General features: G+C 69.2%; 17 protein-coding genes. 9 read left to right on the forward strand and 8 right to left on the reverse strand.

The features are described 5' to 3' along the window. Positions 1-227: 227 nt before the first annotated feature. Positions 228-1,052 carry an SAM-dependent methyltransferase gene (locus tag ACIBO2_RS26550; protein ID WP_358556645.1) on the forward strand — a complete coding sequence of 275 codons (825 nt, stop codon included), beginning with the start codon at positions 228-230 and terminating at the stop codon, positions 1,050-1,052. A gap of 115 nt (positions 1,053-1,167) precedes the next feature. Next, positions 1,168-2,415, forward strand: a complete 1,248-nt coding sequence (locus tag ACIBO2_RS26555) for an MFS transporter (protein ID WP_358556643.1) — start codon at positions 1,168-1,170, stop codon at positions 2,413-2,415. Positions 2,416-2,419: 4 nt separating this feature from the next. On the opposite strand, the gene ACIBO2_RS26560 is transcribed toward ACIBO2_RS26555, so the two are convergent. The 3 genes from ACIBO2_RS26560 to ACIBO2_RS26570 form a co-directional block, all read right to left on the reverse strand. Then, a complete protein-coding gene (locus tag ACIBO2_RS26560; RefSeq protein WP_358556640.1) occupies positions 2,420-3,646 on the reverse strand; it encodes an MFS transporter in 1,227 nt (408 codons plus the stop codon). An 80-nt stretch (positions 3,647-3,726) separates the two neighbouring features. Then, complete coding sequence (locus ACIBO2_RS26565) at positions 3,727-4,887, reverse strand: YncE family protein (protein WP_358556637.1); 1,161 nt, start codon at positions 4,885-4,887, stop codon at positions 3,727-3,729. Between the two features lie 179 nt (positions 4,888-5,066). Then, positions 5,067-6,326, reverse strand: coding sequence for an RNA-guided endonuclease InsQ/TnpB family protein (locus ACIBO2_RS26570; protein WP_397300151.1), 1,260 nt, complete (start codon positions 6,324-6,326; stop codon positions 5,067-5,069). A gap of 23 nt (positions 6,327-6,349) precedes the next feature. On the opposite strand from ACIBO2_RS26570, the gene tnpA reads away from it, so the two are divergent. Both tnpA and ACIBO2_RS26580 read left to right on the forward strand, forming a co-directional pair. Then, positions 6,350-6,766: an IS200/IS605 family transposase gene (gene tnpA, locus ACIBO2_RS26575; RefSeq protein WP_397300154.1), complete on the forward strand. Its 417-nt coding sequence runs from the start codon at positions 6,350-6,352 to the stop codon at positions 6,764-6,766. A 291-nt stretch (positions 6,767-7,057) separates the two neighbouring features. Further along, positions 7,058-7,552: a hypothetical protein gene (locus tag ACIBO2_RS26580; RefSeq protein WP_358555681.1), complete on the forward strand. Its 495-nt coding sequence runs from the start codon at positions 7,058-7,060 to the stop codon at positions 7,550-7,552. A gap of 57 nt (positions 7,553-7,609) precedes the next feature. On the opposite strand, the gene ACIBO2_RS26585 is transcribed toward ACIBO2_RS26580, so the two are convergent. Together ACIBO2_RS26585 and ACIBO2_RS26590 are read right to left on the reverse strand one after the other, a co-directional pair. Beyond that, positions 7,610-8,473, reverse strand: a complete 864-nt coding sequence (locus tag ACIBO2_RS26585) for an SDR family oxidoreductase (protein ID WP_358555684.1) — start codon at positions 8,471-8,473, stop codon at positions 7,610-7,612. 67 nt (positions 8,474-8,540) lie between these two features. Beyond that, positions 8,541-9,449 carry an NAD(P)-dependent oxidoreductase gene (locus tag ACIBO2_RS26590; protein WP_358555687.1) on the reverse strand — a complete coding sequence of 303 codons (909 nt, stop codon included), beginning with the start codon at positions 9,447-9,449 and terminating at the stop codon, positions 8,541-8,543. A gap of 193 nt (positions 9,450-9,642) precedes the next feature. On the opposite strand from ACIBO2_RS26590, the gene ACIBO2_RS26595 reads away from it, so the two are divergent. From ACIBO2_RS26595 to ACIBO2_RS26610, 4 genes are all read left to right on the forward strand, one after another. Continuing rightward, a complete protein-coding gene (locus ACIBO2_RS26595) occupies positions 9,643-10,806 on the forward strand; it encodes an FAD-binding oxidoreductase (RefSeq protein ID WP_358555690.1) in 1,164 nt (387 codons plus the stop codon). Positions 10,807-10,872: 66 nt separating this feature from the next. Continuing rightward, positions 10,873-11,733 carry an NAD(+)/NADH kinase gene (locus ACIBO2_RS26600; RefSeq protein ID WP_358555693.1) on the forward strand — a complete coding sequence of 287 codons (861 nt, stop codon included), beginning with the start codon at positions 10,873-10,875 and terminating at the stop codon, positions 11,731-11,733. 107 nt (positions 11,734-11,840) lie between these two features. Further along, complete coding sequence (locus ACIBO2_RS26605) at positions 11,841-12,554, forward strand: DUF72 domain-containing protein (protein ID WP_358555696.1); 714 nt, start codon at positions 11,841-11,843, stop codon at positions 12,552-12,554. Continuing rightward, positions 12,554-13,537, forward strand: a complete 984-nt coding sequence (locus ACIBO2_RS26610) for a magnesium transporter CorA family protein (protein ID WP_358555699.1) — start codon at positions 12,554-12,556, stop codon at positions 13,535-13,537. Before ACIBO2_RS26605 ends, ACIBO2_RS26610 begins: the two co-directional genes overlap by 1 nt. On the opposite strand, the gene ACIBO2_RS26615 is transcribed toward ACIBO2_RS26610, so the two are convergent. From ACIBO2_RS26615 to ACIBO2_RS26625, 3 genes are read right to left on the reverse strand one after another with little or no spacing between them, the layout of a single operon-like run. After that, positions 13,447-13,959 carry a DUF1850 domain-containing protein gene (locus ACIBO2_RS26615; RefSeq protein WP_358555702.1) on the reverse strand — a complete coding sequence of 171 codons (513 nt, stop codon included), beginning with the start codon at positions 13,957-13,959 and terminating at the stop codon, positions 13,447-13,449. The genes ACIBO2_RS26610 and ACIBO2_RS26615 overlap by 91 nt on opposite strands. Before the next feature lie 20 nt (positions 13,960-13,979). Further along, positions 13,980-14,927, reverse strand: a complete 948-nt coding sequence (locus ACIBO2_RS26620; protein ID WP_358555704.1) for a TAXI family TRAP transporter solute-binding subunit — start codon at positions 14,925-14,927, stop codon at positions 13,980-13,982. Beyond that, complete coding sequence (locus ACIBO2_RS26625) at positions 14,924-16,918, reverse strand: TRAP transporter permease (protein ID WP_397300162.1); 1,995 nt, start codon at positions 16,916-16,918, stop codon at positions 14,924-14,926. Before ACIBO2_RS26625 ends, ACIBO2_RS26620 begins: the two co-directional genes overlap by 4 nt. A 193-nt stretch (positions 16,919-17,111) precedes the next feature. Here ACIBO2_RS26625 and ACIBO2_RS26630 point away from each other — a divergent pair, with 193 nt between their 5' ends. Continuing rightward, complete coding sequence (locus ACIBO2_RS26630; RefSeq protein WP_358555710.1) at positions 17,112-18,089, forward strand: LuxR C-terminal-related transcriptional regulator; 978 nt, start codon at positions 17,112-17,114, stop codon at positions 18,087-18,089. Positions 18,090-18,092 lie beyond the last annotated feature (3 nt).

The raw sequence follows: 18,092 nt of genomic DNA on the forward strand, positions 1-18,092 counted from the left end.
AGCTGAGACACCATATTTCCTGTCAGTCCCATCCGGCCGCTCCTTCTTCACCGTGCACTTGTTCGGTTTCATCATCGCTGAGGGCGGCCGATCTCGCCCGGACTTGGGGAACTGCCCCGCCACTTCATGCGGAAATATCCAACTTTATCGTCCTTCGCGGTATGGCGCGGGTAAAGCGCGGCCACTAGGTTTCAGTAACCACGGAGGCGACATTAGAGGAGGGTTTCGTGGCGGACGAATCGCCTGTAGAGGGCTCGCCGATTCACCGGCATATCGACACATCTGTCCCGCACGCTGCGCGGATGTGGAACTATTGGCTCGGTGGCAAGGACCACTATCCGGTCGACCGCCAGGCCGGTGACGAGTTCAGCAGAGAGTTCCCGGAAATCGTGAGGATCGCTCAACTGTCTCGGCATCTGCTGGCCCGCATCGTCCGCTATCTGGTCCGGGAGCAGGGGATACGTCAGTTTCTCGATATCGGCACCGGGCTGCCCACCGTGGATAACACCCACGAACTCGCGCAGCAGGCCGACCCGACCAGCCGAGTGGTTTATGTGGACAACGATCCGCTCGTGCTGGTGCACGCCCAGGCCCTGCTCGTGGGCACCCGCGAAGGCGCCACCGACTACATCGAAGCGGACTTACGCGACCCGGACGCGATCTTGGCTGGTGCCTCCAAGACCCTGGACTTCAGCCGGCCGGTAGCGCTCATGTTGATGGGCATCATGGGTTATGTGCGTGACGACGAAGGACCGACGGAGATCGTGACGAGGCTGATGGAGCGCCTGGCCCCCGGCAGCTACCTGGCGTTGTGGGACGGCGTCAATCTCGTCACCGGCCAGGCGTTGGACCAGGCCCAGGAGAACTACAACGAGGGCGGCGGCGTGCCCTACAACCTGCGCGACGAGGGACAGATCACCGCCTTCTTCGACGGTATGGACCTCGTGGCGCCCGGCGTGGTGTCGTTGCCGCAGTGGCGTCCCGACCCCGACCCGTTCCAGGACTCCACGGAGCGGGTGGACGCGTTGTGCGGGGTGGCGCGCAAGCGATAGGCCCGCCGATGACGCCCGCACGAGACCCTCGCCTGAGCCCGCTGATGACGCCCGCACGAGACCCTCGCCTGAGCCCGCCGATGACGCCCGCACCAGACCCTCGTCAAGCCCACCTATGACGCCCGCTCAAGCCCCCCGTCGGCCGAACATCAACCTGGCGGTCCTTCGGAATCCCGCCTTCCGGCTGCTCGCCTCGGCGCAGCTCGGCTTCGTGCTGGGCGAGCAGGTTCTGGCGATCGCCGTCACCGTCTCGGTGCTCAATGCCGGGGGCGACGCGTCCGCGGTCGGTTCCGTGCTCGCCGCCAAGGGCATCGCGTCATTGTGCCTGCTCCTGGTGGGCGGCGTCTGGTCCGATCGCCTTCCCCGGCGGCGGATCCTGATGATCATGCTCGCCGTGGACGCCGTCGCGGCGCTCGTCCCGGTCTTCGTCCTCGGACAGCGTCCTTCCGCCTGGCTATTGGCCGCCGTTCTCTTCGCCGTCGGCGCGGCGGAGTCGTTCATCCGGCCCGCCTTCAACGCGATGCTCGCGGGCACGCTGACGGAAGACCAGCGCGTGTCCGGCCGGGCCCTCGTCAACATCTGTACGCGCCTGGGCGTCATCGCCGGGCCCGTGGTCGGCACCCAACTGGCGAGCGGTGGCGAGGTGCTCCCGTTCGTGCTGGCCGGGATCGTCTTCGCGGGCGGCGCGGCCGTGTTCCGCCGGGTGCCGGAACCACCGTGGTCGCCGGTGCCACGCCGCTCGCTGCTGGGTGAGGCGCTGCTGGGGTTCGCCGAGGCGGGGCGCCGGCCGTGGTTGTCGGCCCTGCTGCTGTTCTCGCCCGTCAGCCTGATGTTCGTGATCGCCCCGAGCCAGGTGCTTCTGCCGCTGATGAGCCGGGAGACGTTCGGGTCGTACGCGGCGTACGGCACGGCGCTCGCGTTCTACGGCGCCGGCGGTCTGATTAGCAGCATCACGATGATGGCCTGGCAGCCGCGGCGGCCGGGCGTGGTGGCCATGTGGTCGATGTCCCTGTACGCGCTGGTCCCGCTGGCGCTCCTGTTCGCCCCCTCTGTCTGGGTGCTCTTCTGCTGCTACCTCGTGGCCGGCTTCGGTGTCGAGACGTACGCCCTCGCCTGGGACGTCGCGATGTACCGGGAGGTGCCCGACCATCTGATCGGGCGGATCACCTCGCTGGCCTGGCTCAGCACGTTCGGCCTCATGCCCTTCGGCCAGGCGCTGACCGGGCCACTGACGAACCTCATGGGCGAGCACGTCGTCCTCTTGGGCGCCGCGGCGCTGGTGCTGGTGATACCGCCCTGCCTGCTCCTCGTCCGGGGGATGCCCGAACTGCGCGGCACCCGTACGCCGACGAAGGACGGATGAGCGCTCAGAGGGCCTCCGTCGCGGGATCGGTCCGGTACGCGCACCAGAGCGTGATGTCATAGCCGATGCCCAGCACGGCGCCGACGATGAGGGGCGCGCCCAGCGCCACCAGGGTGCCCGTGAGCAGGGCCGTGGCGGCGAGCGGGCTGACGGACACGGCGATGCTCCGTGCCAGGCTGGTCATGCTGGCCGCGGTCGTCCGGTAGGCAGGGGGTACGACGGCGGCGGTGAATGCCTGCCTGGCCGGTACGTCGATCTTGGAGACCGTCTGCCGGAGCAGCAGCAGCGCGACCGCGCCACCCAGGGTCGGGGCGAACGGGATGCCGGCCAGCAGCAGGTTGGCGGCCAGGTGGGGGAGCAGCATGGCGGCCAGCAGCCCGCGCCGGGCGGCCAGCAGGGGCGCGGTGAGCTGGGCGAGTGCCGGGAGCAGGTTGGCGGCGAAGCACACCAGGCCGAGCTGGGCGGTGGTGGCCCCGTAGCGGTGGGCGAACCACCAGGCCAGGACGGCCTGGACGGCCATCCCGCCGGAGAAGGCGTCGAGGGCGAACAGCGCGGCCAGGCGGCGAACCGGTCCGGGCACCCGTACCCGGGGCCCGGTCTGGCACTTCTCGATGGACGCGGCCTCGGCGTCCGGTGTGAGGTGCCAGAACAGCAGTACGGTGCCGGCCGCGAGCAGCGCGTACACCGCGAAGGCGGCGTCGGCGGCCGACACCCACGGCTGGAACGACAGCGCGGCGGCGGCCAGCCCGCCCAGGGCGCCGGCCGCCATGGCGGTGACGTTGTAGCAGGTGAAGACGAGCGTGTGCCGGACCGGGGCGCAGGTCTGGGCGAGGATGGACTGCTCCACCCCGGAGAACGGGGTGTTGTCGTTGGTGGACGGCGAGATCGTGCCGATGAAGGCGGCGGCGAGCAGGACGGGATACGACTCACTGACCGCGAACGCCAGGCCGGCGACGGCCATCAGGCAGCCGCAGGCGATCAGCGTGCGCCGACGCCCCCAGCGGTCGGCGAACAGGCCGAGCACCAGGCTGGCGAGCACCGAGCCGGCGGCGGCCACGGCCAGGAGCAGGCCGGTCTGCCAGGGTTCGGCGCCGTCCTGGGCGAGCAGTTCGGCCAGGAGCACACTGGTGCATCCGTACCCGAAGGTCCGCAGCGCTCGGGCGGCCATGACGAGCCGCCCGTTGCGCCCTACTTCGACCAGAAAAGAGGTCCTGACCTGCTTGTTCGTCATGCGGCATCATCGCGCGGGCGGCTGTGCGGACGCGCGGCAACGCCCTATAGATCTTCCTGCGCCGTGTCTCTGGGGGCCGATCATCGGAACACGCCGGTGTGGCCGAGGGAGTGGCGTCCGGGCTGGGGGTAGACGCACAGCCCGTGCGGGCCCCGGCCGACCTTGATCTTGTGGAGCAGCTTTCCGGTCCTGGTGGACAGGACGTAGACGACGCCGTCGTACCTTCCAGACAGCCAGAGCTGCTTGCCGTCCGCCGACACCCCGCCCATGTCGGGCGAGCCGCCGCCTGGGATCCGCCACCGTTCGACCACCTCGCGGGTGGCGAACGAGATGACGGAGACCGTTCCCTCGCCCCTGTTGGAGACGTAGAGCCGCCGCGAGTCCCTGCTGACGTACAGGCCGTGCGCCCCCGCGCCGGTGCGCAGGAAGCCCACCCGCCGGAACGTGGTGGCGTTGATGATCCACACGCCGCCCGCCATCATGTCGGCGACGTAGAAGAGCCGGCCGTCGGAGGAGAGCTTGACGTCCTGCGGCATGTTCCCCGACCCCACACCGATCACCTTCTTCACGCGGGGACGCTCCCAGTCGATGGCCACGATCTGGCCGGAGAACTCGCAGCTGGCCAGGAAGACCGATCCGTCGGCGGTGAAGTCGCCGTGGTTGATCCCCCTGCAGGGCATGTCGAGGGAACGGATCAGGCGCATCGTGTGCGGGTCGCGGAAGTCGAGGCGGTTGTTGCGTTCGGCCATGACCAGCGCGTACGAGCCGTCGGGGGTGAAGTACAGGTTGTACGGATCGTCCACGGGCACCGGCTTACCGGGGCGGCCCGTGACCGGGTTGATGGGGACGAGCCGGTTGCCCTGGTTCTCGTTGATCCACAACGTCTTCAGGTCCCAGGAGGGCACGACGTGCTGTGGCAGGGCGCCGACCCGGAAGCGGCGCACGACCCGGTAGGTCCGCGGATCGATGACGTCCACCGTGTCCGACTCGCTGTTGGGGACATACACGCGCGGGGTCATCTTCTCCACCCGCGGGCTCAGCATCCCCGGCCGGTCGTGGGCGTAGACGTCGGTCACGCGTGCGGCTACCGGCGTGTGCCGGTGCGGCCGCCGCTTCAGCGATGGCGGCTTCGGCGGTGGCGCGGCGGCGTGGTCCGCAACCATGGGAGCGGGGGGCGAACCGCAGGAAGCGGCGGCGACGGCGACCGCTCCCAGCATGATCGTCATCCTCGGCAGTCGCATGCGCCACAGCCTAGGAACGCGTTCGGCAGCGCCTGTCGACGTCCGGGTCAGGGTTGCGTCAGGAAATTACGGTGACCATTAACCGCCTGCGGGGACGGATAGTAGTAGTAGTCGGAACATGCTGGAATTGACGCGCTCCTCGGGATGCGTCCCAGGGATTCCGTCTGTGCCGCATGACGTCATGCGGCATTTCGGTGGCTTCCTGCTTCTTCGGCCGTGCCCCGTGCCCGGCGCTCGCGCGCTGAGTGTGGGGTCTTACCTGCCTCCACAGGCGTTTGGGGTCTCCGCTTCCCGCCCATCTCAGGTTCGGGTTTCCGTCCAGCGGCGACCTGCCGCCTCCCGGCGGCCAGAATGTTGATCGCGGCATTCACATCCCGGTCATGCATCACGCCACAGGCGCACACCCACTCCCGCACGCTCAGCGGCATCACCTGCGCCAGGGTTCCGCACGCCGAGCAGAGCTTGGAGGAAGGATGGAACCGGTCAATCCGGGCGAAGGTACGACCGTAGAGTTTCGCCTTGTACTCCAGCATGCCCACGAACGCCGACCAGCCCGCATTGTGCACGCTCTTGGCCAGCCGCGTGCGAGCCAGCCCGTTGACCGCCAGGTCCTCCACATAGATCGCTTGGTTCTCGCGAACTATCCGCATAGAGGTCTGATGGTGGAACTCCCGGCGCGCATCGGCGACCTTCGCATGCTGCTTGGCGACCTTGATCCGGGCCTTGACCCGGTTCGCCGACCCGTTCTCCTTACGCGACAGCACCTTTTGAAGGCGCTTGAGTTTCTTCTCCGCCCGGCGCAGAAACCGGGGCGAGTCGATCTTCCGGCCATCGGCCAGCACCGCGAAATGCGACAAGCCCAGATCGATACCGGTCTCAGCCTCGATGCGGGGCAATGGCCGTTCGGCGACGACGACCACGAACGAGGCGAAGTACCGGCCCGCCGCATCCTTGATCACCGTCACGCTGGACGGATCGGACGGCAGACGGCGTGACCAGCGCACCGTGAGGTCGCCGATTTTCGGCAGGGACAGTTTCCCGTCTGCCGTGATCGTGAACCGGGCGTTCCTGGTGAACCGGATCGCCTGCCGGCTGTCCCGTCGAGAGCGGAACCGAGGCGGCGCCATCTTCGGCCCCTTGCGCGTGTCGCTCACACTGGCGAAGAAGTTGCGGTAGGCCACGCAGGCGTCGGCCAGGGCCTGCTGGAGCACCACCGCCGACACCTCGCCCAGCCATGCCCGATCGGGATGTTGTTTGGCCTGGGTGATGACCTGCTTGGACAGCTCGCCATCGGTGATGAACGGCAGCCCTTCGGCGTGGGTGTGGCGGCGCAGTGCGATCGCGTCGTTGTACACCACCCGCGCACACCCGAACGCCCGCGCCAGCGCGATGCACTGGCCGGGGGTGGGGTCCAGGCGGAAGGAGTAACGCAGCTGCACGGCCTTGATTCTACGGTTGGGTTATGGCCGAGCACAGTGATATCCGGGCAGGCAGGCATTGTGTTTTCCTGCTCCACGCCCATTTGGTTTTCGTCACGAAATTGCGGCATAAGGTGTTCACCGACACCCACCTGACCCGCATGGAAGAGATCATGAGGGACGTGTGCGCCGACTTCGCAACCGAACTCCGAGAGTTCAACGGCGGCCACGACCACGTCCATCTCCTGGTCACCTTCCCACCCAAGATCGCCCTGTCCAAGCTGGTCAACAGCCTCAAGGGCGTCTCCTCCCGGCGGATGCGGCAAGAGTTCCCCGACCTGTCCGCCCACTACTACCGGGCCACCAAGCTGTGGTCGGGCTCCTACTTCGCCGGCTCCGCCGACGGTGCACCCTTGTCGATCATGCGCCAGTACATCGAGCAGCAGAACCGACCAATCTGAACCGAAGGGACACCGGTCCGCCTGCCGGCGAAACGGCTGTTCCTGCCCCGCTACACGGGCCAGTCGGCTTCACGCCCGGCATGAAGGAGCTGATCCGCCAGTGCAGCATCCCGCGGCTCGTCGTAGGGGAGTGCCGGACCTTCATGGGCCAGCACGAATGGCTCGTCCGGCACGGTGTGGAGGTGGGATGAGGACATCGGGAAATGAGCCCCGCCCTCGGCCGCCGAGCCTGGCAGGCTGGCGGCCATGGGATTCGGGGTTCGTCAGTTCGAGCTGACTTTGCTGCATCGGATGCGTGATCTCAACGCCGAACGGGTGGAGGACGCGCTCATGGACATGGGCGCGTCCCGGGCCGAGCTTCGCGCCGCGCACACGCAATGGACGAGGATGGCCCACTCCGTCCGTAGCCGGAAGGGCCTGGGCGCGTTGCGGACGATGCTCGGTCCGCCGTCGTACGAGGGCACGACCCCGGTCGGGAGCCTGACCTGCCGGGTGGCTCGGTGGGCGCTGCCGTCCTGGCCGGACCTGGAGTTCGAGGCGCTGATCGGGCCTGACGGGGCGATATGGAACCAGTGGTTCATCCGTCCCCACGGCGACAAGGCGCTCGCCTTCGTGGACCTGGTCCCGTGGGGGTGCGTCGTCGGTGATGTCGTGACGAGTTTCCCGGGGGCCGTCCAGGGCGAGGGCTCGGCGCCGCAGCATTGGGTGGTCGACTTCGCCCACGAGGGCACGGACTACCGGGCCCGCTTCGTGTACGGCCTGTTCCAGCGGCTCGACCGGGCCTGACCGGGCGCGGCGCCTGAGGCATCAAGGAGGCGGCCACCTGACCGAGGGTCGCCTGTCTCAACCGGGTAGCGTCTCGCCGCCGATCGGGGCCAGGATCTCGCCGGTGTAGTACGACGACAGCCGTTCGGCCGCGAAGAAAACGTACGAGGGCGCGATCTCGTCCGGATCGGCGGCCCGCTTCATCGGCACCTGCTTGCCGAACTGCTCGACCTTCTCCTTCGGCATCGTCGCGGGGATCAGTGGAGTCCAGACGGGGCCCGGCGCCACGGCATTGATCCGGATGCCCCGATCGACGAGGCTCTGCGCCATCGAGTAGGTGAAGGCGTTGATCGCGCCCTTGGTCGTGGCGTAGTCGATGAGCGACTTGTTGCCGCGCAGACCGTTGATCGACGAGGTGTTGATGATCGCGGAGCCGCTGCGGAGGTGGGGCAGCGCCGCCTTGGTGACGTGGTAGTAGCTGTGGATGTTGACCGCGAAGGTGTGTTCCCACTGCTCCTCGGTCAGCTCCTCCAGCGAGTCGACCGGCGCCTGGTAGGCCACGTTGTTGACCACGATGTCCAGCCCGCCCAGCTCGGTCACCGTCTGCGCGACGACGGACGCGCAGTGTTCCCGCTCGGCCAGGTTGCCGGGGATCAGGACGCAGCGCTGCCCCGTCTCCTCGACCAGCTTCCTGGTGTGGGCGGCGTCCTCGTGCTCACTCAGGTAGGCGATGGCGACGTCGGCCCCCTCCTTCGCGAAGGCGACGGCCACCGCGCGGCCGATGCCCGAGTCGCCACCGGTGATCAGCGCGCGCTTGCCTTTCAGCAGTTCAGTGCCGGTGTAGTCGCGCATCTCATCACGCGGCTCGGGGGCCATCTCCCCGGTACGTCCGGGATAGGGCTGGTTCTGGGCAGGTGGCGTGCTGTCTGGTTGCTCGGGCATGGCCCCCGAATGCCCGAGCTCGGGTACGGATAACGTCTGTGGGTCGTATATTTCCGCCCTACCTCCCTCATGGGCGCAGCCGCAGGCCGGCCTGCTCCTCCAGGAGGGCGACGGCGAGGAGTTCGCCGTCGACCGCCCCAAAGCGGTCCAGTGCGCGCTGGTAGGTGCGTTCGACGAGGTGAGAGAGCTCGAAGGGCACCCCGCGCTCATCCGCCATGGCGGTCACCGTCTCGAGCTCCTCGCAGCACCGGTCGAGGCCGAAGGACTTCAGGTAGTCGCCGGCGAACAGGGCGTCCAGGTCGCGACGGACGAAGGCGCTGGAAGCCGCGCTGGAACCGAGCGCCTCGCGGAGTACGGCCAGGTCGATGCCGGCCCGCCGGCCGAGCAGGAGGGCTTCGGCGGTGGCGATCGCCTGCCCGAACCACAGCAGGTTGGCCAGCAGCTTGGCGGTGTATCCGGTGCCGTGCCCGCCGAGGTGGATGATCCGTTCAGGATCGCCCAGAACACTCAGCAGCGGCCGGTGCCGCTCCAGCAGCTCCGCGGGCCCGCCCACGAACAGGTGCAGCGTCCCCGCCCGCGCGGCCGGGACGCCACCGCCGACCGGTGCCTCCAGCACCCGCACTCCACGCCGATGAGCCTGCTCGCGAACCGGCGCCACCAGGGCCGGGGAGTTGCTGGACATGTCGATCCAGGTCGCCCCGGCCGCCAGCGCCTCCAGGGCGTCTCCGGGCTGCAGCATCGCCGCGCGTACCTCTGCCGGACCGGGCAGCATCGTGACGAGCACCTCCGCCTCCGCGGCGGCCTCGGACGGCGACGCCGCCCAGAGCGCTCCGGACTCGATCACGTCTCGCGCGCGTTCTGGCCGCAGATCACTCGCGTGTACGCGGTGTCCCGCGCGGGCCAGATTGGCGCACATGGGCAGACCCATCCGGCCCACACCGATGAATCCGATCTTCGGCAGTCGCGAATCGCGCATGCGGAATTCCTGTCCGCCTCGCTCACGAATCAACATGCGTAAGAACCTCTTCGGCTACGCCCACAGATGACCGTGCTCGACCGCTTCCTCCGGATCCGGGCGTTCGGCGATCCTGGACCCGTGGACGGCGACCGCCGAGAGGCGTGAGCGATGATGTCTGCGCGAACATGAGTGAGCAGGGAAGGAGGTGGCCGTGAGCGAAACCGGACGCCGGCTGCCCGCGCGGGCCTCAGCGGTCGTCATCGGGGGTGGCGCCATGGGCGTCAGCTCGGCCTACGCGCTGGCCGCGGCCGGAGTCACCGACGTGGTCCTGATCGACAAGGGGCCGCTGGGCTCCGGTTCGACCTCGAAGGCCGCCGGGGGAGTGCGGGCGCAGTTCTCCGACCGGGTCAACGTTCAGCTCGCCGTACGCAGCCTGGAGACCTTCGACACCTTCGCCGCCCGCTTCGGGCAGGAGATCGACCTGCACAAGGTGGGCTACCTGTTCCTGCTCGACTCGCCCGAGTCCGTGGCGGAGTTCGAGAAGAACGTCGCGATCCAGAACGACCTCGGCGTGCCCAGCAGGATGATCTCGGTGCGCGAGGCCGCGCGGCTGTCGCCGCTGATCGACACCGACGGCCTGCTCGCCGCCGCCTACTCGCCCACCGACGGCCACTGCACGCCCGAGTCCGTGGTGCTCGGCTATGCGGGCGCGGCCCGCCGGCTCGGCGCGCGGCTGCTGCCCAACTGCGCCGCGACCGGCATCGAGACCGTGGACGGGCGCATCGTCGCCGTCCAGACCGAGGGCGGCCGCATCGAGACCGACACCGTGATCTGCGCGGCCGGCGCCTGGTCACGTCCCATAGGCGACTGGGTGGGCGTCGACCTGCCGGTGAGCCCGCTGCGCAGGCAGATCCTGATCACCGAGCCGATCCCCGATCTGCCGCCCACGACGTTCACCATCGACTTCGGCACCACGTTCTACTTCCACCGCGAAGGTCCCGGCCTGCTGCTGGGCATGTCCGATCCGGACGAGACGCCGGGGTTCAAGTTCGACCGGTCCGACGCCTGGCTGCCGAGGCTGGGCGAGGCCATGGGCCGCCGCGCCCCGGCCCTGCTGGAGACCGGCATCGCCACCGGATGGGCCGGCCTGTACGAGGTGACGCCGGACCACAACGCGCTCATCGGGACCGCCCCGGACGTCGACAGGTTCATCTACGCCACCGGTTTCTCCGGCCACGGCTTCCTGATGAGCCCGGCCGTCGGCGAGGTGGTCCGCGACCTCTACCTGGACCGGACGCCGTTCGTCGACGTCAGCGGCTTCGACGCGAGTCGCTTCGCCCTGGCCGGGGCCAGACCGGAGCTCAACATCGTCTGAACGCCGGCACACCGTACGGGCGGGCGGCGGACGTCGGGCCCTGTGACCGGGCCCTAAGCTGGCCACATGGGTATGGTCGGGACGGTCGGGCTGGTGCTGCATCCACGGCGCGACTCCAAAGAGGCGATCGACACCATCCTGAGCTGGGCCGCCACCAGAGGCGTCACCGTCATGGGGCTCCCGGAGGAGGTCGGCCGCATCGACTGCAGCGCCGTGCCGGTCGACGTCGACCTGCTGATCGAGCGGGCCGACCTGCTGGTGAGCCTCGGCGGTGACGGGACGATGCTGCGCACCATGCGGCTCATCGCCGGGCGGAAGACGCCGGTGCTGGGGGTGAACCTGGGGCGGCTGGGGTTCCTGGCCGAGATCGACATCGCGGAGTTGCCCGCCACGCTGTCGGCCATCGACGGGCACCGCTACACGATCGAGCCGCGCATGGCCGTGCGGACCAAGCTCGACGGGGCCGAGGAGCTGATCGCGTTCAACGACATCGCCCTGGTGCGCATCCCTGGCGACGGCATGGCCGCCGTCTCGGTCATGCCGGGTGACGATCCGTTCGTCCGCTACGCCGCCGACGCCGTGATCGTGGCCACGACCACCGGGTCCACCGCTTACAGCTTCGCCGCCGGCGGGCCGATCGTGTCGCCTCGGGTGGCGGCGCTGCTGGTCGTGCCCGCCGCCGCCCACTCGTCGTTCAACCGGGCGCTGGTCCTGCCCGCCGACGAGGAGGTGACGCTGGAGCTGCTGCCCACGAGCGGGCGGCTGGCGGTGGAGGTGGACGGGGCGGTGCTGGGGCATCTGTGCCCCGGTGACCGTGTCACGGTGGCCGCCATGCCGGCCGCGGCCAACGTGGTGCGGATGGGGACGACCTTCTACGAGCGGGCCCGGCGCAAGCTGCGGGTGGACGGCAGCGCCGAGGTCGACTGAGCATGGACACGGCGCCTGGCCCGAGGTCGACTGAGCATGGACACGGCGCCTGGCCCGAGGTCGACTCAGCGTGGATAGGGTGCCTTCCGCCGGGTAGGCGGCGAGGTATGGCGACGCTGGTGGGCACGTCCGGGTGGCAGTACAAAGACTGGCGCGGCATCCTCTATCCACAGGAGGTCCCGCAGCGTCTCTGGCTGGAGACCTACGCCGAGACGTTCCCCACAGTCGAGAGCAACAACGCCTTCTACCGCCTGCCCTCACCCGAGTCCTTCGCCGGCTGGCGGGACCGCACACCCGACGGGTTCGTGATGGCCGTCAAGGCCAGCAGGTTCCTCACCCACATCAAGCGGCTGGCCGATCCGGAGGAGCCGGTGGAGCGGCTGATGAACGCCGCCTCGGAGCTCAAGGACAAGCTCGGCCCGATCCTCCTGCAGCTCCCGCCGACCCTGAAGGCCGATCCGGACCGGCTCGCCCGCTGCCTGAACTGCTTCCCGAAGCACGTGCGCGTCGCGGTCGAGCCCAGGCACCCGTCGTGGTGGACGGACGAGGTCCGCGAGATCCTCGCGGCCCGCGACGCCGCCCTGTGCTGGGCCGACCGGCTCGGCAGGCCGGTGAGCCCGTTGTGGCGCACCGCCGGCTGGGGATACGTGCGGCTGCACGAAGGGCGGGCCAACCCCTGGCCGTTGTACGGGGACACGGCGCTGAAGACCTGGGCCGGGCGGGTCGAGGAAGCCGGCTGGCCCGACGCCTACGTCTACTTCAACAACGATCCGGGGGGAGCGGCCGTGCGGAACGCGACCCGCTTTGCCAGACTCGTCTAGTGCATACCCGCCTTTATCGAAACGGTGTCCTGGAGAAAGAGGGCTTCCCGGTCGAGGAAGTCTCGGACTATGTGGCCGACGAGGTCAACGAAAATGAGGCCAATACCGTCTGGTTCGACCTGTGCTCGCCGACAGCGGAGGACCTTGCCGTGGTCGGCGAGGAGCTCGGGCTGCACGAGCTCGCCGTCGAGGACGTGTTGTCCGACCATCAACGCCCCAAGGTGGACATTTACCAAAATCACCTGTTCATCACCGTCTACGGGGTGCACTTCGACGACGGGCGTCTCGATCCGGTCGAGGTCAACGCCTTCGTGACGAAGAACGCGCTGGTCACCGTCCGCCAGAGTGACCACTTCGACATCGGCGAGGTGGTCAAGCGCTGGGACGCCGCCAAGCGGCTGGCCGACCACGGGGTGGCGTTCCTGCTGCACGGCCTGCTCGACTACGTGGTCGACGGGCACTTCGACCTCGTCCAGGAGTTCGACGCCAGGGTGGAGAACCTGGAGGAACTGCTGTTCGAGGAGGAGCCGATCGACGGCAGGCAACTGCAGCGGACCATGTACGACCTGCGGAAGAACATGGCCCGCTTCCGCAAGATCACCATGCCGATGCGCGAGGTCGTCGGCACCCTGCTCCGCCGCGACCAGGAAGTGGTCGCCGACCCCGTCATGGCCCCCTACTACGAGGACGTCTACGACCACGTGGTGCGCGTGGCGGAGTGGACCGAGTCGCTGCGCGATCTGCTGGCCAACATGCGTGAGACGCGCCTGGCCCAGCAGGGTTTCCGGCTGAACGAGATCATGAAGCGGGTCACCAGCTGGGCGGCGATCATCGCGGTGCCGACCGCGATCACCGGCTTCTACGGCATGAACGTGCCCTACCCGGGCGCGGGTCACCCTTGGGGCGTCTGGGTGGCGTCGGCGATGGTGGCCGTGGCCTCGGTAACGCTGTACGCGATCTTCAAGAAGAAGGACTGGCTGTAGGCGCGGGGGCAGGGGCCGCCCCGGCCGTCGAGCGCGAGCCGCACCGTCAGCCGTACCTGCGCGGCTCCCGAGGCGGGGTAGAGGGGCAGGCAGCGGCCGCCCGCGATCAGCGTCCGGCGCCCGATCGGGGTGGCGATCAGCGGCAGCTCGTCGTAGGTCGCGGGGACGGCCAGGCGGAGCGTCCAGAGGCCCGCCGCATGGCCGCGTTCGCCGTCCAGCGCGTAGTAGTCGAGCACGCCGCCGCTGGTCGAGACCACGGCCCGCATGGTGAAACGGCGCCCTTGGACGGTGAACACCTCCGCCGACGGGGCATGGTAGATCGAATGGATGTAGCCGATCGCGAACACGCCGGACGGCGGCAGGAGCAGCCCGTCCACGGCCGGGCGCCCCGCGCCGGAGGCGCCGGCCGCCAGCAAGGTCACCAGCGCGAGCGCGAGGCGGATCAGCCCTTCTCCTTGTAGTAGCGGGCCGCGCCCGGGTGCAGCGCGACCGGCTCCACCTGCTGGCCGATCTTGACATCGAGCTTGGCCGCCTCGGGGTGAACGGCCGCGAGCTGGGCCTTCTTCTCGAACAGCGTCTTGGTGATGTCGTACGCGAGCTGTTCGTCCATCTTGTCGGGCACGAGCAGGACATTGGCCACGCCGACCGTCTTGACGGTGCCCGGCAGCTTGTAGAGGGACATGTCGATGTCGAGCCCGATGTACTCCTTGCCGTACTTGGCTTGCATCGGGGCGAGCAGGTCGGTGGCGTCGAGCAGCTTCATGTCCGGCTTGCTGGTGGCCAGGTCCACGATGCCGCCCGTGGGCAGCCCGCCGACCCAGACGAAGGCGTCGATCGTGCCGTCCTTGACGGCCTGGACCGACTCGTTGATGGACAGCTGCTGCTTGGAGATGTCGGAGTCGGGGTTCAGGCCGGCCGCCTCCAGCAGGCGCCTGGCCAGCACCTGGGTGCCGGAGTTGGGCGGGCCGATCGAGACCCGCTTGCCCTTCAGGTCGGCGACCTTGCTCGCGGCGAGGCCGGGGGCGATGACGACGTGGGCGTAGTTGTCGTAGATGCGGGCGATGGCCTTGATCGGCTGCTTGGCGGTGAAGGACCCGGTCCCGTTGACGGCGTCGGCGGCCGTGTCGCTCTGCGAGAAGGCGATGTCGGCCTTACCGGTGGCCAGCAGCTTGATGTTCTCGACGGAGGCGGAGGTGACGGACGCGGTCGCCTGGGTGTTGGCGATGTTGTCGGTCAGCTGCTTGGCCAGGCCCCCGCCGTACACGTAGTAGACGCCGGTCGTGCCGCCCGTGGCGATCGACAACCGGTGGCCCGATCCGCTCACGTCGCCGCAGGCCGCCGCCCCGGCGGCCAGTGCCGTGGCGGCGAGTACCGCAAGGATCCGCTTCACGCTGGGACTCTCCTTCTCCTGATGAGGTGCACGGCCGCCGCGACGGCCAGGACGGCCAGGCCCGCGACGATGGGGACGGGTTCGAGGAACAGCAGCAACACGGCCGCCACGGTGGCCAGCAGCCGCTCGGGCCACCCGGTCACCCCGCCGGTCGCCATGGCCAGGGCCGCCACGGCGACGGCCGAGACCGCGCTCATCAGCAGCACCGTGCCGATCGGTCCCTGCCCGAGCAGTGCCTGTCCGTTCGGCGTGAGCACGAACGCGAACGGCACCAGGAACGCGGGCAGCGTGTAGCGCCAGGTCATCATCATCGTCTTGTAGGTGTTGCCGCCGGTGATCGCCGCCGCCGCGACGGCCGACAGCGCGGTCGGCGGGCTCACCTCGGACAGCACCGCGTAGTAGAAGACGAACATGTACGCCTCGGCGGACGTGACGCCGAGCGTGGTGAGCGCCGGCGCGATGATCACCGCGGCGATGATGAAGCTCGCGGTCACCGGTACGGCCAGGCCCAGCAGCATGACCGCGACCCCGGACATGAACGTGGTCAGGATGAGGTTGCCCGCGGCGACGTCCACGATGATCGCGCTGAGGTTGAGCCCGAGCCCGGTCTGGGTGATGACGCCCACGATGATGCCCGCCGCGGCGCACACCGCCGTCACGGGCAGCACCTCCAGCGTGCCCTTGGCCAGCGCCTGCGCGGTCCGTTTCGGGCCCATCCGGTGCTCGGGGTCGAGGAAGGACAGCGCGAACGCGATGGCGGTGGCGATCACGACCGACTGGAACGCCGATCGGTCCAGCGCCATCAGCACGATGATGAGGATCAGCGAGCTGAAGTGGTAGCCGAAGCGCAGCAGCAGCCGGCCCGCCTTCGGCGCGTCCACCGCGACGGCGTGGGTGCCGAAGCGGCGCGAGTCGATCTCGATGGACAGGAAGATGCCCAGGTAGTAAAGGATCGTGGGGATCGTCGCGTACACGAGCACTTCGAGGTAGCTGACCTTGAGGTACTCGGCGATGATGAACGCCGCCGCGCCGAGCGTGGGCGGGGAGAGGATCGCGCCGATGCCGCCCGAGGCGAGGATGCCGCCCGCCGCCTCCTTGGGGTAGCCGGCCCGCCGGAGCACCGGCCAGGCGACGCTGCCGAGGCTGACCGTGGTGGCCACGCCGGAGCCGGAGACGGTGCCGAGCAGGAAGCCGGCGGTGGTGACCGTACGGCCGGGGGCGGCGCGGGATTTGCGGAAGGCGGCGAAGCTCAGGTCGATGAAGAACTTGCTCGCACCCGAATAATCCAGCACCGCGCCATAAATCGTGAAAAGGATGATGTAGCTGGCCGCGACCTGCATGGGGACGCCGAAAAAGCCCTCGGTGCCGGTGTAGAGCTGCGACACGATCTGCGCGAGGTCGAAGCCGCGATGGCCAATCGTCCACCCAATCGGCAAATATGCTCCGAAATAGGCATAAGCCAGGAAAATTAGGCAGATGATGGTGAGTGACCAGCCGACCGTGCGGCGGACCGCTTCCAGCAGCAGCACGGTCAGCACCAGACCGGCCGCGATGTCGAGCCCGGTCAGCGCCGCGCCCGAGCCCCGGTCGCGGAAGGCGTCGATGTCGAGCAGCGGGTAGACGAGCACCGCGAGCGCGGCCGCCGCCAGCAGCCAGTCACCCACCCCGGGCCGATCGACCACGTCACGGCGCGCCTCCTCGGACGGCTGTTCGGGCGGCTGCTCAGGCGGCGCCGTGCCGCGTACCCGCCGCAGCGCCGAGGAGATCCCCGAGCGGTAGCAGAGGAACACCAGCGGCAGCGCCACCGCCAGGAACGTCAGCCGATGCTCCAGCGCCTCGACCGGCCTGAACACCACCACCAGTGAGTACGCGGACAGCAGCCCGCCGACGATCCACACGCCGAGCCGCAGCGTCCCGGTCAGCCGCCGGGCCGGCCGCTCCTGCTCGTGGGCCGACACCAGCTCCGCGTCGCGGTCGCTCAGCTCGGTCAAGTGTCCTCCCTGACAGGGCGTTTGAAGGGACTTTACGAGTCCTTTACGCAATGAGGAAGGCCCAGTTCGGTACAGAAATCTGGACGGCGGCGATCGGCGGGCGACTCGGCCGCGACGCTTGGCCGGTGTTCCGGAGCGGCAGGCCGTAGCCGGAGACCGCAGTGTGTGCGTGCACGCACTGATATAAAGAACCGTGGCCGAGATCACCCTGAACGTCCGCCAGCTGCAGGCGTTCGCCGAAATCGGCTACCAGGCGGCGGGCGGCGGGGGCGGTGGCGCGCGCGGTGCGATGGCCGCGCTGCGCCGGGTGGTCCCGGTCGACGCCTACGAGTTCGTCGCGTTCGACCCGGCCAGCGGGCGGCACCACAGCGTCGTCTCCGACGGCCACCGGCGCATCGACGGCGACGCCGCAGAGGAATACATCGGGTTGGAGGCCTACCGCAGGGCGATGGCCACGCGGGCGCCGGTGCCGATGCCCGAGCCGGGCACCGAGCGCTATTTCCGCCGCCATCTCGCCCCTTATGGGTGGCGCGCCGGGCTGACCGCGCCGCTGTTCCTGGCCGAGGGCCGCTACACGGGTCTGCTGCACCTGGCGGCCAGGGAGACGTTCCCCGAGCTCACCGGCTCGCTGGTCGCGGCCGTGGCGCCCATGCTGGCGCATGTCACGGACCTGACCCGGTGCGTGATCGACCCTGTGGGGCTGCCCGCCGGGTTTCTCGCGGCCGCCTACGACCGGCTGGGCGTCCGCCGCCAGGTCCCCGGCGTAGCCAGATCCGCGGCCTTGTGGAACGAACCGGCCATCGCGGGGCTCGCCCGCGCCTTCATCGACTCGCGCGAGCTGAGCCGCCGCGGCCTCTGGCTCGACCGCGTCGGCCGCTGGCACGAGGTGCGGGTGCTGCGGGCCGGCGTCGGCTTCCAGGGCTCGCTCCAGGGCGCGGTGGTGGCCGAACGCCCGTGCTCCCTGCCGTACGAGCTGACCGGCAGGGAGGTGGACGTGCTCACCCGGGTGGCCGCCGGCGACTCCAACCCGCAGATCGCGGCCGCCCTGGTGCTCAGCGTCCGCACCGTGACCACCCACCTGGAGCACATCTTCGCCAAGCTGGGCTGCGACAGCCGCACCCGCCTCACCACCAAGGCGCTCGCCGAGGGGCTATGCCGCCTCGACGTCTAGCCC

Source organism: Nonomuraea sp. NPDC050022 (genome assembly GCF_044460705.1).
Taxonomy (GTDB): domain Bacteria; phylum Actinomycetota; class Actinomycetes; order Streptosporangiales; family Streptosporangiaceae; genus Nonomuraea.